The organism is Aminobacter sp. Y103A (assembly GCF_030294925.1).
Taxonomy (GTDB): domain Bacteria; phylum Pseudomonadota; class Alphaproteobacteria; order Rhizobiales; family Rhizobiaceae; genus Aminobacter; species Aminobacter ciceronei.
The window spans coordinates 4,704,464-4,720,000 of the sequence record NZ_AP017986.1 but is presented as its reverse complement, the minus strand read 5'-3'; the positions used below and the strand labels follow the sequence as shown (position 1 = coordinate 4,720,000).

11 protein-coding genes, 1 tRNA gene and 2 rRNA genes (1 of these 14 running past the window's edge) are annotated in these 15,537 nt (G+C 58.3%); 4 read left to right on the top strand and 10 right to left on the bottom strand.

Annotation, left to right across the window (positions count from 1 at the left end; genetic code table 11):
* The 3 genes from Amn_RS23065 to Amn_RS23055 form a co-directional block, all read left to right on the top strand.
* A 23S ribosomal RNA gene (locus Amn_RS23065) occupies positions 1-1,937 on the top strand; it begins 875 nt to the left of the window's first position.
* Between the two features lie 100 nt (positions 1,938-2,037).
* Positions 2,038-2,152 (top strand): 5S ribosomal RNA (gene rrf, locus Amn_RS23060).
* 171 nt (positions 2,153-2,323) lie between these two features.
* Positions 2,324-2,400, top strand: a tRNA-Met gene (locus Amn_RS23055).
* Here the strand turns inward: Amn_RS23055 and Amn_RS23050 are convergent.
* The 3 genes from Amn_RS23050 to Amn_RS23035 all read right to left on the bottom strand — a co-directional run bounded on the left by Amn_RS23050 (position 2,357) and on the right by Amn_RS23035 (position 6,572).
* A complete protein-coding gene (locus tag Amn_RS23050) occupies positions 2,357-4,048 on the bottom strand; it encodes a recombinase family protein (protein WP_286298134.1) in 1,692 nt (563 codons plus the stop codon). The two genes, Amn_RS23055 and Amn_RS23050, sit on opposite strands and share 44 nt — an antisense overlap.
* 492 nt (positions 4,049-4,540) lie before the next feature.
* Entirely contained in the window at positions 4,541-5,227 is a 687-nt protein-coding gene (locus Amn_RS23045; RefSeq protein ID WP_286292233.1) for a hypothetical protein, read from the bottom strand.
* Between the two features lie 589 nt (positions 5,228-5,816).
* On the bottom strand, positions 5,817-6,572 hold the full coding sequence (locus tag Amn_RS23035; protein WP_286292231.1) for an AbiV family abortive infection protein: 756 nt from the start codon (positions 6,570-6,572) through the stop codon (positions 5,817-5,819).
* Between the two features lie 156 nt (positions 6,573-6,728).
* Between Amn_RS23035 and Amn_RS23030 the strand changes: the two genes are divergently transcribed.
* On the top strand, positions 6,729-7,868 hold the full coding sequence (locus tag Amn_RS23030; RefSeq protein WP_286292229.1) for a TIR domain-containing protein: 1,140 nt from the start codon (positions 6,729-6,731) through the stop codon (positions 7,866-7,868).
* A 17-nt stretch (positions 7,869-7,885) separates the two neighbouring features.
* On the opposite strand, the gene Amn_RS23025 is transcribed toward Amn_RS23030, so the two are convergent.
* The 7 genes from Amn_RS23025 to Amn_RS22995 all read right to left on the bottom strand — a co-directional run bounded on the left by Amn_RS23025 (position 7,886) and on the right by Amn_RS22995 (position 15,384).
* Positions 7,886-8,182, bottom strand: coding sequence for a hypothetical protein (locus tag Amn_RS23025; protein WP_286292226.1), 297 nt, complete (start codon positions 8,180-8,182; stop codon positions 7,886-7,888).
* Positions 8,183-8,848: 666 nt separating this feature from the next.
* Positions 8,849-10,051, bottom strand: coding sequence for a DNA methyltransferase (locus Amn_RS23020; RefSeq protein WP_286292223.1), 1,203 nt, complete (start codon positions 10,049-10,051; stop codon positions 8,849-8,851).
* A complete protein-coding gene (locus Amn_RS23015; protein WP_286292221.1) occupies positions 10,023-10,550 on the bottom strand; it encodes a DNA methyltransferase in 528 nt (175 codons plus the stop codon). The genes Amn_RS23020 and Amn_RS23015 overlap by 29 nt, the downstream gene beginning before the upstream one ends.
* Positions 10,551-10,750: 200 nt before the next feature.
* Entirely contained in the window at positions 10,751-11,194 is a 444-nt protein-coding gene (gene tnpA, locus Amn_RS23010; protein ID WP_286292218.1) for an IS66 family insertion sequence element accessory protein TnpA, read from the bottom strand.
* Between the two features lie 794 nt (positions 11,195-11,988).
* The gene (locus Amn_RS32745) at positions 11,989-12,291 is read right to left on the bottom strand and encodes a DUF3363 domain-containing protein (protein ID WP_502874771.1); all 303 of its coding nucleotides are present in this window, start codon (positions 12,289-12,291) and stop codon (positions 11,989-11,991) included.
* A gap of 111 nt (positions 12,292-12,402) precedes the next feature.
* Positions 12,403-13,467 (bottom strand): alpha/beta hydrolase, encoded by a 1,065-nt coding sequence (locus Amn_RS23000; RefSeq protein ID WP_286292214.1) that lies wholly within the window; start codon positions 13,465-13,467, stop codon positions 12,403-12,405.
* 381 nt (positions 13,468-13,848) lie between these two features.
* Positions 13,849-15,384, bottom strand: a complete 1,536-nt coding sequence (locus tag Amn_RS22995; RefSeq protein WP_502874737.1) for an aldehyde dehydrogenase (NADP(+)) — start codon at positions 15,382-15,384, stop codon at positions 13,849-13,851.
* Positions 15,385-15,537: the final 153 nt, after the last annotated feature.

Below are 15,537 nucleotides of genomic sequence, written 5' to 3'. Positions count from 1 at the left end.
TTTAGGTAGAGCGTCGACCGAATACCCCAGGGGGTAGAGCACTGGATGGGCTAGGGGATCTCACCGATTTACCAAACCTAACCAAACTCCGAATACCTGGGAGTACTAGTCGGCAGACACACGGCGGGTGCTAACGTCCGTCGTGAAAAGGGAAACAACCCTGACCTACAGCTAAGGTCCCCAAGTTATGGCTAAGTGGGAAAGGATGTGAGGATCCCAAAACAACCAGGATGTTGGCTTAGAAGCAGCCATCATTTAAAGAAAGCGTAACAGCTCACTGGTCTAAATAAGGGTCTTTGCGCCGAAAATGTACCGGGGCTAAAGCCATACACCGAAGCTTAGGGTTTGCAGCTTGCTGCAAGCGGTAGCGGAGCGTTCTGTAAGCTGACGAAGCCGTACCTGTGAGGGGCGGTGGAGGTATCAGAAGTGCGAATGCTGACATGAGTAACGTAAGGGGTGTGAGAGACACCCCCGCCGAAAGTCCAAGGGTTCCTGCTTAAAGCTAATCTGAGCAGGGTTAGCCGGCCCCTAAGTCGAGGCAGAAATGCGTAGACGATGGGAACCACGTTAATATTCGTGGGCCTGGAGGAAGTGACGGATCACGTATGTTGTGGGGTCTTATTGGATTGATCCCTGCAGCGGAGTGGTTCCAGGAAATAGCTCCTCCTTATAGACCGTACCCGAAACCGACACTGGTGGACTGGTAGAGTATACCAAGGCGCTTGAGAGAACTATGCTGAAGGAACTCGGCAAATTGCACGCGTAACTTCGGAAGAAGCGTGACCCTTTCCTGCGCAAGCAGGGTGAGGGTGGCACAGACCAGGGGGTAGCGACTGTTTATCAAAAACACAGGGCTCTGCGAAGTCGCAAGACGACGTATAGGGTCTGACGCCTGCCCGGTGCTGGAAGGTTAAGAGGAGAGGTGCAAGCTTTGAATCGAAGCCCCAGTAAACGGCGGCCGTAACTATAACGGTCCTAAGGTAGCGAAATTCCTTGTCGGGTAAGTTCCGACCTGCACGAATGGCGTAACGACTTCCCCGCTGTCTCCAGCATAGACTCAGTGAAATTGAATTCCCCGTGAAGATGCGGGGTTCCTGCGGTTAGACGGAAAGACCCCGTGCACCTTTACTATAGCTTTACATTGGCATTCGTAGTGGCATGTGTAGGATAGGTGGTAGGCTTTGAAGCCAGGGCGCCAGCCTTGGTGGAGCCACCCTTGAAATACCACCCTTATCTCTATGGATGTCTAACCGCGGCCCGTTATCCGGGTCCGGGACAATGTATGGTGGGTAGTTTGACTGGGGCGGTCGCCTCCTAAAGAGTAACGGAGGCGCGCGATGGTGGGCTCAGACCGGTCGGAAATCGGTCGTCGAGTGCAATGGCATAAGCCCGCCTGACTGCGAGACTGACAAGTCGAGCAGAGACGAAAGTCGGTCATAGTGATCCGGTGGTCCCGTGTGGAAGGGCCATCGCTCAACGGATAAAAGGTACGCCGGGGATAACAGGCTGATGACCCCCAAGAGTCCATATCGACGGGGTTGTTTGGCACCTCGATGTCGACTCATCGCATCCTGGGGCTGGAGCAGGTCCCAAGGGTATGGCTGTTCGCCATTTAAAGCGGTACGTGAGTTGGGTTCAGAACGTCGTGAGACAGTTCGGTCCCTATCTGCCGTGGGTGTAGGAATATTGAAAGGATCTGTCCCTAGTACGAGAGGACCGGGATGGACGGATCTCTGGTGGACCTGTTGTGGCGCCAGCCGCATAGCAGGGTAGCTATATCCGGACGGGATAACCGCTGAAGGCATCTAAGCGGGAAACCCACCTTAAAACGAGTATTCCCTGAGAACCGTGGAAGACGACCACGTTGATAGGCCGGGTGTGGAAGTGCGGCAACGCATGAAGCTTACCGGTACTAATAGTTCGATAGGCTTGATCGTTCTCATTCCTTATGTTCATCGCAGTGCGATCCCAAAGGGATCGTCACGAAAAACGACAAAAGCACAAAAACAGCTTCTCGATTAACATGCGCTTTGCCGACCTGGTGGTTATGGCGGAGCGGCTGCACCCGATCCCATTCCGAACTCGGCCGTGAAACGCTCCAGCGCTGATGGTACTTCGTCTCAAGACGCGGGAGAGTAAGTCGCTGCCAGGTCTGCCAAGCGCATGTTAAATCTTCTCGATACAAAAGGCCCGCCAACGGGTAGACGGGCCGCGTAAGCGGCCCTTTCCTTTGGCAAAAGCCAGACAAAAAGACATTTTGCCCGTGGCAAAAGTCGGAAAGCGTTGAAAAAGGACATTTTGCCTGTCGCAAAATGTCCGGTGGCGCGGGGTGGAGCAGCCCGGTAGCTCGTCAGGCTCATAACCTGAAGGTCACAGGTTCAAATCCTGTCCCCGCAACCATTGATAACGACACTCCCGTGAGCCCTGCTCCGGGAGTGTTTTTGTTTGCAGACCCAACAGCCTGCCGCTCGGTCCAGTTCAGGATCGTGCCCAGTTCTCCGTACAGCGTAGCTTCGATCTCGCCGCGCTTCGCGCCAGGTGTCAGAACGATCTTCTCGATCAACGATCGCAGCGCGGTTGCGGCCTGCGGCCGGTCGTCCGGATGGTTGAGCGCCTCGGTCAGATGCGCCACCTTCCGGGCATAGAGTGACGATATGCTCGGCAGCAGGTCCGGCTTGTCCTGGGGAGCTGCGGCAAGCTGGTTCGTGAGATCGACCTTGCGCATCTCGAGCGCGTCCATCTCGGCCTTCATGCTCACCTGAAACATCCCGGCCTTGATGGCCTCGATGATGCTGCGGATCTGCTTCTCGACCTTTACCAATTCTGCGTTCCAGCCGTCGGCATTGGCGCGGCGCTCACGGTTGAGACGGTTCGTTTCCTCGGCGCAGGCCCTCATCGCGACCGCGGCTGCCTCCGGCGCCATCATCCGGTTCTTCAGGCCGGCGAGCACCCGCTGTTCCAGTTCGCTCCGCGCTATGGTGCGTTTGTTCGGGCATGAGCCATTGCTGGTGTGGCTGGAGCAGGCGAAGCGGTCGACGCTGCGCAGGGAATAGGGGCCCTCGCAGCACCCGCAAAAGACAAGCCCCGACAGCAGTGACTTCGGCCGGCGGGCACTGCTCAGCCGGTTGCGCATGTGGTGAGCGCGGACAGCAGTGGTCAGGTTGACGGACCTGTCTGCGATCTCGCTCTGGCGCGCCTTGACCGCTTGCCAGAGTTCGTCGCCCACGATGCGCAACTCGGCCACGTCGGTGACGATCCATTCGCTCTCCGGATTGAGCCGGGAGACGCGCTTGCCGGTTGCGGGATCCTTCACATAGCGCTGGCGGTTCCACATCAGTCGACCGACATAGAGTTCGTTGTTGATGATGCCTGTGCCGCGCCTGACATGACCGCGGATCGTGGTGTCGTTCCACAGCTTGCCTGCGGGGCCAGTTATGCCCTGGTCGTTGAGGTTCTTGGCGATGGCGCGTGGACTGATGCCTACGGCAAACTCTCGGAAGATGCGGCGGACGACATCGGCCTGATCGGTGTCGATCTCGCGGTCGCCCTTGATCTGTTCGCCGCGCTCGTCGACACGCCTGACGACACGATAGCCGTAACACAGCCCGCCGCCGGATTTGCCGAGTTCGACGCGGCCGCGCAATCCGCGCCGGGTCCTCATGGCGAGATCCCCGAGAAACAGGGCATTCATCGTGCCCTTGAGGCCGACATGCAGTTCGGAGATCGCGCCCTCTGCGAGCGTGACAATCGGCACGCCGGCGAACTTCAAATGTTTGTAGAGTGTTGCAATGTCGGCCTGGTCGCGAGAAATGCGGTCAAGGGCCTCGGCCAGTACCAACTGGAACAATCCGCATTGGGCGTCGCGGACCAGCTTCTGGATCCCGGGCCGCAGGATCTGGCTTGCTCCGGAGATGCCGGCATCCTGGTAGGTGCCGGCGATCTCCCAGTCTTCGCGCGCCGCATGTTCGCGGCAGAGTCGGAACTGGTCCTCGATCGAGGCTGCCCGTTGCTGGTCGGAAGAGTAGCGGGCATAAAGTGCGACGCGCATGGTCATGAACAATGCTCTCGGTTTAGCTGGTGTCGGAGTTGCCGTCGCCGGCTCTTTCGCCCGGTGGTTCTGCCTTGGCCGCGTGAGAGTTGGGGCCGGCTCTGGCGTCCGTTGTGTTTGCAAAGCGCTCTCTTGCCATGCCGCGGCCGATCAGCCAGGCGAGAGCCAGGATCGCCGGATGGGTTCTGGGCCTGTCGGTGCTCGGAGAGTGCCGTGCGTCGGCGGCCGTCACGTTGTCTTCTGCCATAGGCTTCCTCGCTTCGTGGTGTCGAAGCGGCGATGAAGCTGCCAGATATGCTGGCCGGGAAGGGGGAAAATGCGGTCGTAGCAACGTGGCGCGCAATGACCTGCATTCGGCGCCCTCTCCTAAACAGAAACGCCGGTCAAGGCCTTGGCGCCAACCCGCCTTGACCTTGACCGGCTCCGCCGTGAAAGCCACATGCAATGAGGCCACCCGGCGAATTGTCCGATAGGGCAGGGGAGAGGCGAGCCTCACCGTCTACCGTCCGGGAAAAACGCATGCGGTGTCAGCTGGCGCCCGATCCGCATCAGATCCTCGCGCGCCGAGCGGATTTGTGGCCAGGGAAAGGCCGAACGATCTTCCCAATCCGCGCCGTTGCGCAACACCGCATCGAGCTTGCCTACAACGCCTGAAAGCGAGACGGCGGGCGTCCCGGAAAGCGCCTCCAGCAGTGCCGCGACCCTTGCAAAGCCTGCCTGCTCAGCTCTCAGTCCCTCGAAATAACCGATCTCCGTCGCAACCACCTCGAAATGTGCTTGTCGCGCGTCGAGTTCAGCTTCGGCCTTGGCGCGGATCTCCGCCATGTCCGTTCGCTCGCCGATAAACCGGTCCAGCGCTGCCTTCGAGCAAACGATGGTCTCCTCGCCGTCAGGGCTGCTCACAACCGTCCAAAGCCCATCCACTCGCTCGGCAAGTGCTGCCTCGAGTTCCTGCAGCCGGTCACAGCGCCACATTGCTTGCTCATATGCGGCATTCCAATCGTGCCACACCTCCACCGCTGGGTCTGGTGCTGGAGTCGGCACAACGTCTGTCCCCGCTGTCGCCCGGGCCAGCGCATTCCCGCCCAAAGGCCACTCACTGCTGACGACAAACAACCCGCCAAGCGCCAGCCGCCGCGTGACGCGCACAAAACTCATGCTATGGTCGGAATCAGCCATGATCCCAGCTCCTCAACAGCTTAGTTTATGGTCAGGCCAAGCGGCGTGTTGGAGCACGTCGCTTGGCTGCAAGGCAGTAATTTTTACGTACATACCGTACATTACGGACGCGCATATTGTCAAACACGCCTAGCTCCTCGGAAATGAAAACTGAACGCTTTGAGTTGCGGCTCTCCAGCGAACTGCTGGCGCGGATCGACGAATGGCGTCGTAACCAACCTGATCTACCCACGCGTTCTGAGGCTATTCGTCGTTTGGTAGAAAGCGGACTAATTCCTAAATAGTGCCACGTTGACGGCCGGCGGCAGAGACGACCAGGTGTTCGAAAGACTGGCTGCGCTTCAATGTGATTTCACGCGTCACGCTGATAGGGAACGCGAGACCTTGCTCGAAACGCGGAGGTATCGCCTGATACGATCGCCCGTCTTGAACGTGGCGAACAGCTAAAGAGTTCGACGATCGACGCATTCATTCCGGAAAATGGTGGCGGCCCAAGCGTACGGCTGGCTCGAAACTCAGAACCGAAGACTGCTTATGCAGTCGGTCGCGAGCGCGCTGAAGATATGTGCGAGAGGCTATGCCGTCGTCGTTAGGGTTGGTCGCTGGGGTCTCCCGTACCGTCAACGTAGCGAAATCCGGAGGGCGTTCGCTCCATCCGTTTTGTCGCGAGCACTGACTTCAGTTCGCCGAATAGTCTGTCGAAGCTCTCATCCGGCAGGATAACTGGATAATGCCCAACACCAGCGCCCCGTTTGAAGTCGTAGAAGAAGCGGGCGTGATGAACCCACTCGCCAGCGGTCTCCCTCGTGACCGTTGCCGGACTGTGCTCCTGCAAAGGCAGATCGACGTACAGGGCGTTCCGCTTCAGCTTCTCGATGGTGCCCTGGGTTGCTTCGCGAAGGAGATGCGCCTTCTTGTCGGTAGCCAGACCCTCAGCAGCAATCTCGACGACCGCCTCAAACAGTCCATCAGCGAAGGCAGCCGTCTCGGGATGGGTCTTGAGCGCATCCACGAACGAATGGAAGAACTCTGGCTTGCCGGAGAGCCCCTCATCAACGCCGACACGCTGCATCACCACGCTGACGGATGCGACGGCAACATACGCTCCGTACAGGGACCCCAGCACCGACTGCTTCTTCTCGTGCCAGCGCGGCTGCTTGCCCGTGGTCTCTGTAAGGCCCTTCCACGTGACGAGCGAGGCCTTGCCAAGTTCCTCGATAGCGTAAATTGCAAGGACCAGTGCCGATGCGTGCCGCCAGTTCTCGAACAATATTTCCGCGTCCTGCACTAACCGACCGGCGTTCTGAATTATTACTCTGACTTGATGATCGACTGCGTTGCTCATCCGAATCTCCCCGAATTTAACCTACCCCTCTCTTTCTAAGCTTTCCGCTACACTGACGGAATCGGTCAAGCGCGCTTGACAATCCCAACAACGTCATCGAGGTGCCTGTGCCGTAGTCCCGTGATGATATAGGAAGCTGGGCTACCGGAGACTTGCATGGGGGATGGAATGGACGCTTCTAATGAGCTTTACCAGATTGCGACTAAGCTCGAAGGGCAAGCCGCTACGCTGTTGGGTTCGTCGTGGATCAAAGGACTAGTTTCGCTGGAAAGCGCCGCCAGACAGCTAGATCGTTCAGCCTCAGGATCCTGGCTCGGCTATCACGCCAATGTGTATTACGAAGGCCTGAGGCCTGCCCCTCCAGGAGCGCACTTTAGTCAAGAGTGGGGCCTGATGGATACTATGCACAGCCAGAGTTCTAACGGTGAATGGGTAGAGTATGACCCCGCTGAGGTCAGGGGTTCTATAGAAGGTGAAGCCGGCTTCTCCGATCTGGCCCAGGCTCGGTCGGACACAAAAGATGCTCTCGCGGCCTTCGATGACGCCAAAGCAAATATCGTATCCATTCTCAGCAACGAAATTGAGCATCGGGCGGACAGGTTTCTGAGCAAGTTGCTCGAAGAACTTGAGCCATTGGAGTCCCTGTCGCCTTTGGCTATAGCGGACCGCTGGCACAACAAGGGTCAGGTAATGACGAGGGATACAACCGCAGTCGGCCAAGGGACCAGGGTGCCACCTCATGTGTTGGTGAAGGCCGAAGTCGCTTCGTTGAAGCTGCCTCAAGATCTCTGCGAACGAGCCGCAAAAATCGCGCGAAAGGCGGGTTCCCATTTGGAGCGCAAGGCAAAGCAGAAAAAATCGGATGACCGCATTGGGACCAACGTCTTTATCGGACACGGCCGTTCATCGGCCTGGCGCGAGCTAAAGGACTTCGTAAAGGACCGGCTAGCCCTGCCTCACGATGAGTTCAACAGAGTGCCGGTCGCCGGCATCACCAATATCGCCCGCCTTTCGGAGATGCTTGATTCCGCTGCGGTGGCCTTTGTGATCATGACCGCCGAAGATGAACGTGCCGATGGCAAGATGCAGGCCCGCATGAACGTCATCCATGAAGTCGGATTGTTCCAAGGCAGACTTGGTTTCACGAAGGCTATCGTCCTACTGGAGGAGGGATGTGAAGAATTCACCAATATCCAAGGGCTAGGGCAGGTCAGGTTTCCGGCCGGTCGCATATCCGCGATCTTTGAGGATATCAGAGCGGTACTGGAGCGCGAAGGGGTGGTCGACGCTAGCTGAAAACGATGGGAGTGCCATCACGCGCGGACGTACCGCGAGCCTTCCCGTTCTCTCAAGACCAAGTCAAACCCCATCGCGCCCGCTATCGCGACCATGGTGGACATACGGGCATCATGTGAGCCTGACGCCAAGGCGAAGAATGTCGAAGCGCAAATACCGGAAGCCGTCTGACAGTCCGCAAAAGTCCAGCCGCGTGACCGCCGCTCGGCGTTGATAAGGATCATGGCGGCCTTGGCGCTGCCAATGTGAAGGTCGCGCCCTGCCATGCTGCGCATGATCGTCTCAAAACCGAGTGTTTCGGCAATCGACACCATGTTTTGAAACGATGGGCTGCGCGCCGATGACGGCCGTCGGGTGGTGCTTTTCCACGCAAAAAAGCACTAGCCGATACGCCGCTTATTTCCTCGAGGTCGAGCACTTTGATCCCGAGACGCTTTCGTTGCTCATTGAGCTTTCGGTGGCGGCCTGTTGGTCGGTGAGCCGAATTTCAATCGCTGTCCCAATCGTGTCAACGATCATTAGAAACCCCAAGCCGTTCGCTGTTTGATTGATCGACGGCGAGTCCTTCGCGCCACCACTCCCGCACCGCCTGGCCGTGCGGCGCCGGCATTATTCGCCCTCGCGGGTGTGCGCCCTCGGTGCTTTCGGCGGGCGTCATGGGGCGTCGTCCGAGTACGGGATCGGCTCGTCGGCCAGTTCCGTCAACATGATGCGCAAGGCAGCATCCAGGTCGGCCACCACAAGGCGAGGGTTAACACCCCACTGGGCTGCCAGTTGCGGTCCCTGCCGTGCTGCAAACGATAGAATTGTGTCACGCTGCGCTCGGCACAGGGCGGCTATCGCCCTGCTTGCCGCCGCTGGATCAGCGCTGTGCATGGGGCGCGGCAGCGGGGCAATGAGAGAACTCGGTACTTTCGCGGGCAGATTTTCATCACCAAAGTCGTCGCCACCAAAGGACGAAGGCGAAAAGGCGAAATAGCCTATTTGGATTTACGCGTGTAGGCCGATCTGGTAACTTCGATATCGACGGAGCGAATTGTTCGATTGCTTTTGCGCTTTTGCGCTTCCGCTGTACCCTCTATTGGGAAAAGCATCTCCGTCTGGCCCTCTACCCGCTTTCGCCCGCGTTTGGCCGGCGACAACGGAGCTGATAGCACCTCGGGCGGGTCAACCATTCCCGGCAGAAGAACAGGGGCTGGGTGAAAGAGCTGCTCGATAGTGACGATTTGAATCCTTGGAACGCGCCTCGTTGAGGGGCCAGTTTCGCCTTCGGATGCGGCCTCGCGAAGCATTGGTCCTGTCGGAGGATTAACGCAAACGAGAACGCCTATCTCCGCTTCTTCGCGCTTTACCACGGACTTAAGTTTGTGAATTGCATCCACGCCTACGTTCAAACCGCCCTTCACTGATACTATCGCGCGGCTCGCACGGTCCTTGCCAAGTTGGTGATAGCGAATAATGCCGTCGATGCCGCCATCAGCGCCAGGTCTGTCCTTGGGCAAGCCGTCAAGTGTGAACACGGCCCATTTTTGGAATTCGAGCCAATCACGTGCGGCGAGAGCCTTCGCGTCTTCGGCATCCTCGGGGCGCCCGTAAAGAGTATAGCTACCCTTAATTCTATGGCCGAATGCCTTCACAAGGCGTTCTTCAATGACGTGGATGGCGAGGTAGGTGACATCAATACCAATCCACTTGCGACCTAGCTGTTCGGCGGCGTGAATAGCCGTGCCGCACCCGCAAAATGGATCCAACACAACGTCACCCTTGTTTGATGACGCGGAAACAATGCGCTCCAAAAGTGACTCAGGCTTCTGTGTCGGGTATCCCAGTCGTTCCTGTGAGCTGGCATGTATAGGCGGCAAGTCGTCCCAGACGTCGGAAGCTGCTACACCCGGGCTCTCGTCTAGATAAATCTTCTTTCGCAACCGTGCGTCGTCCTTCGCGGGGAAAAAAAGCCTGTTCTCCCGGTCCAACTGCCGCATGACTTCGAGTGACACTTTCCAGCCATTGGAGTGAGGCTTGTACACGCGGCCATTGCTCGCGTGATAGTCGTAACGAAGATTCGGCCTAACCGCAGGATTGACCAAGTCCGACCGTCTAAAGAGGCGTCCATCGGGGTCCTTGTGGACAAAATGTTCCGCGACGTATTCGGGGCTATAGGGTGTATAGATTTGGTACGTCATGCACGGCTGCGGCCCGCTGGCTCGCGTTTGCATGGGCGCTGGTGCGCCTCCAGATGATTTCGTTTCGGTAGTTCCTAACGGTGAAGATCGCGTCCAAGATCAATTTTAGATAGTGGCTGGCTGTGGGATCACAGTGGAGGTAGAGCGATCCGGTGGGCTTTAAGACGCGCCGCATCTCAATCAGGCGAACAGCCATCATCGCAAGGTACGCCATCATATCGCTGCCGGCGAATACCTTTTGAAAGGCGTCAAGCAAAGCACCGGCTTCAAAATGGCGCGCTGCCGTCTCGTCCAACGCTCGTTGCGCGTCTATGCCCCAAGTCCAGGTATCTTCGAACGCATGGGATTGAGCTTTCGACGCGCCACCGTGCTTGGTACCATAGAGGACATTATAATTTGCGTTCGAATTAAATGGCGGATCTAGATAGATCAAATCGACCGACTCTGCAGGCATGGCTCGCAGTACGTCAAGATTATCGCCAAAATGAAGTTCATTCATAGCGTAACTCCCCAACAACAGAGTTGCAGGATGTGGTTAAATATTTAAGAATATCGGATTTATTAACGGAATTTTACGCGGTTGCCGCCAACCGCGCCTTTGGCAAGGAGTCCAAAAAGCGATTGTCTCAACTGCTACGGGAGGCTGGCGCTCGGGTCGAAGACACTGGCCAGGTTGATTACACGGACCAGCGCCGGCCGTTAGTACCCGTCGGGGCTCGGCCTCGCCAGCTCCAAGCGGTCACGCCAACGGCGCAGCGCATAGGGCGAAAGATGCAGTGCCGCGGCGTATTCGCGAACGCCCATGCCGGTCCAGTTCATCGCCTCGACATGCATTGCCCAGAACGCCCGAAGCACACGATTGCGCACATCCGTGCTCACGCCAAAACGTTGGCGTTGACGCCGGCGCGGCCCTTTCTGGCGTTGTTGCGGACACGCTTCTCGGCGCAATTGTGCCTGCGATTCCGCATGTTTGCGCGCTGCTTCCTTGCCCATCAGGTGGTCAAGCCAGCGCTCGAATATACGCCGGTTGAGATGGTGATGGCGGCAATAGTTTGTGTGCGCCAACCGGCTCTGACGCCACGCTTCGACGTGAACCACCCAGAAGGACTTACGCGCCGTGTTCTCGAAATGTCTCAAATTCACCGGAGACCCTCCTTGCTACGAAGGAACTCCACATGCAGCGATTTTGCACTACGCCAACGAGGTGTCGGGACCGGACGCTTACGAAACGACAGAGGACGGCGAGATAAAAGCGCATGCCCGAAACACGCTAAGCCATTGGCATGGCTTGCGTTTTCCGGTGCATGCCGACTGGTCGCGGGCATACTGCTCGATTTTTGTGGGAGATTTCAGTACCTTCGCATGCACATGGTAGTTGTTCAGGCAGCCGGTAGCCGATCTGCAATTCAAGCGCTGTGCATGCCCGGATCTGCGTCGGCCGTTGTGTTATTCGAGAGCAGTATAGTTGTGTTTCTGGAGAACGGCCTGCGTCTGATCAAGACCCCGCCAGAAGTTTCCGCACAGTTGCCAACGGCATACGGCCGAACGAGATGCGAGGGCAGGGGCGCAAATCCATACCCTCGTAGAGTGATTTGCGTTTCGTCGCCGCAATCCAGGACATCCAACTTTACGACAGCAAGGCCGACATTGTCGGCCGCGCTGACGATGCGGTATAGACCATCGACCAGCAAATCTCCGCCCAAGCCCTGCCTCTAAGCGTTGCAGCCGCAGCGCTACTAAGCTTCGCACGGCGCAACAATCAGTCCGAGTCTAACCTAATAACTGCCGACCGATATCGCTCATGAACCAGCCGCCCATATATACGGACTGATATAACGGGCGCGCTCGGCAACGAAGCAATTTCCGGAGTGCACCAGTCAGTCCCAAGCCATCTCTTGCCGTAGCATGGAGCTTGGCGACGCTGTCAGCATCGAAGTTTATGACCCACGCAATCCCCGCCTCGTCCAGGACTTTAGGATCGCTTGTCGCCAAGCGAACGGTTCGCGCCAAAGCAAGGGGCGTTGTTGCGTGTCGAAGCGAGGCGACGTGAAATCATGGCTCTGCTCGACGAGTGCGAACTTGCCGCTTGATAGCTGGACGGTCCCGGTGAACTTGCCGGAGACATTCTTGCCATCGGTGGTGGCTCGGAACGGCAGGCCCTTCGTCGCGGCCAGTTCGCCGCCGACGCGGGCAACCTCGCACTCGCACGGTGCGGCGAGGAGATCGCGCCTGCAAGCGATGCCGCCCTTCGGCTGACGGGCGCGTCGCCACGGTCGATATGATGCGTGCGGCCATCGATGCTGTCGCCAATGACGGTCAGATTCTCGTCCAGTTCGGCGGTCAGATATTTGTCAACGAAGCGGCCGATGATCGACGATGCCGCCATCATGCGGCTCTGCTTCGCGATGCTCGCGCACCGGAACGGTTGGGCGGGCATCGCCTGATGTGCCGATGGTCTGCACCGGATCGGCCCTGCGCCTGTAGTTCGGCCGCATGACGAGTTGGGTCTCGAGGAAGCTTATCTGGTCAGCGACGACAGTCTGACGAATGCTGTCTCGGTAGAAGTCGAAATGCGTGCATGGATAGCGGCGGAGTTCTCCCAGCGGCGCATTGTCTGCAATCTTGCGGCCCAGACGGGAGGGCGTCTGGGCGTCGTTTTCGGCGAGGCACACCAAGATCGACATCTTCAGCCGGTGCGCCTTGCGGCCCGGCCGATAGGAGAACATCATTTCGAGAAGCACCCGCGGCGCAATTTCGTTACGCCAGGTCTCGTTGGACATGGACCTGATGATATCTGCAGCCTTGTCGAATGCCATGACCGCGAGCTCGCCGCGCGGAGCGACGGCAGGCACGTAAAATGGCGGTCTTCCGGTCGCGCCACGCCACCAGTCCTTGATGATTGCAAGCATCAGCCGCCATGTTTCGGCTCTGCTCCGGCCTTCGATCTTGCTGGGGAAGCCGTTGAAGGGCACCTGTGCCACGACGGCGGCGATCCTATCGTCCCGGGCTGCCACTTCGACCACGTGGCCGCCGCTGAGCGAACTTCCCCATATGGCGATCCTTGCCCGGTCGACACCCGGAAGCGAACGTGCATGACCAACTGCCACATGCCAGTCCTCAAGCTGCCCGCTGATCGAGATGATCTGGCGCGGGTCGCCACCGCTCTCGCCGAGGTAGCGATAATCGAATGTCAGGACCATGAAACCAGCAGACGCGAAGTCTTCCGCAGTGCTTTTCAACGAGCCTTCCTGGGTGCCGCCGAACCCATGCGCCATCACGATGCATGGCAGCAATGCTGATTCAGCATCAGCCTGGCGGTAGACATAGCCGACGCACGTGATGCCTCCCGACTGAAAGCTGGTTCGAACTCTGTTCACCCTCATCGCTAAGCTCCCAGTATCCGTGCAGAACGTCAATATTGAAGCGCAACGCACTTACACACGCGCCGCCTTGACCGCGGCAGTGGCGCACTTCGACGCCCATATGCACATAGGTGCGTTCCAGGCACGGTGCCACCAGGCGGTCGCGATGGTTGCGCGCGGCGGCAGATAGCCTTTGGCTTACTTTACTTGCCTGACGCCCTGACCGGATAGTGCAGCAACAGCCGATAGCCACCCGGCAAAATCTTGAAGTACCGTGCGACGAGTCCACGGGCGTTGTTGTGTGCGGATCCACCTCGAGATCCTCTTGGTGCCACTGAACCCATGCAGGGCTTCGGCGACAGCACGGTAGGCAGCCAGAATTGGGCGCGACAAGCCGGCCGACGCCATGCCAACCGGCCGACGGCTGGCATCGATCTAGGCTCGTGCGAATGACACGTCCTTCAATTCACCTGGCAGAAACTCTTGCGGGAAGTTCTGATAGCAGACTGGGCGCAGGAACCGTCTTATGGACAGTGTGCCGACACTGGTGGCGCCGAAATTGGTCGAAGATGGATATGGACCCGCATGAACCATACTGTCAGCTACCTCGACCCCCGTAGGGAAATCGTTGACGATAAGCCGGCCAGCCTTACGCTCCAGGATCCGAAGAAGGTCAGCGACCACATCTCTGTCGTTCGGCGTGATGTGGATGGTGCAAGTCAATTGACCGTCGAGTTTTTGGGCGATATCTTTCATTTGCTCGCTGCATTCGCACGAAACGATAATCCCCAACGGCCCGAACACCTCTTCCGCCAAGGCCTTCTCCTGCAGCCACCTGGCTGCCTCGACATGATAGATGGCCGGAGTCGCGCATCTCGGCGACGACGGCGACGACACGACTTCCGTTACACCTGCAACGTCCCGGATCCTAGCCTGGCCCATTCGAAAAGACTCGGCAATATCCTCCGTAAGCATCGTCTGTTCGCCGTGCTGGCCAAGAGCCCTTTTGGCCGCGTCCAAGAACTCCGCCTCGCCTTGGCCCTTTGGAAGAAACACGACTCCGGGATTGGTGCAGAACTGTCCTGCACCAATCGTGAGCGACGCTGCCCAGCGAATTGCCAGGTGTTCCGCTTCGTGGGCGAGCGCCTGAGGTAGGACAAAGACGGGATTTATCGACCCCAGCTCCCCAAAGAACGGGATTGGCTCGGGTCGATCTGCACACAGATTGAATAGCGCCCGTCCGCCGGCATGTGACCCGGTGAAGCCAACAGCTTTGATCAACGGATGTGTAACCAGTGCCTGACCAACTGTTCGGTCGCCTCCCTGGATAAACGAGAACACTCCTGGATGCAGATCAAAGGCACGCCTCGCGTCATTGACCGCTTGAGCGACCAGTTCACCAGTCCCCGGATGGGCTGAATGCCCCTTTACGACGACAGGGCACGCCGCAGCGAGCGCTGCTGCGGTGTCCCCTCCAGCCGTGGAGAAGGCAAGTGGAAAGTTGGAGGCACCGAATACCGCGACTGGGCCGATTGCGCGCTGCATCATACGGAGGTCCGGGCGCGGAAGCGGTTGGCGCATGGGCAGCGCTCGATCATGCCGGAGATCAAGGAAGCCGACCTCGGCGATGTGTTTTGCAAACAATCGCAGCTGCCCGGCCGTCCTCTTTAGCTCGCTGTCAAGACGCGCTTTGGGAAGCCCCGTTTCCTTGAATGCAGTCTCGACGATGTCATCTCCAATGCACTCAATCTTGAAGGCGATGTTGTCCAAAAAACGCCGCCTATCAGCGCGCGACAATGCAGAGTAAGACTGAAATGCGGCCTCCGCAGCGTTACAGGCCTCTTCGACAATTTCCGGCGTGCCGACAGAATAGGGAAGTGCTTGACCGGAAGCAGGCGATGAGAGGAACTTTTTCTTGGTAGCCCTCCATTCGCCCGCAACGAGGTGCGACCCGGTAATCATGTGGCTCACGAGTGATCCTCTTCCGCTTTCGTTCAGAGTTTTTATCGACCGGCCCTGCGCCATCACACGCGCGTAAAAAGTTCGAGCCGAGAAATGCCCGGCTGTCCTGATCCGTCGATGGAGCTTTAGCCAGGGTACTGGAGTGGGCGCTCCGCGATGCGC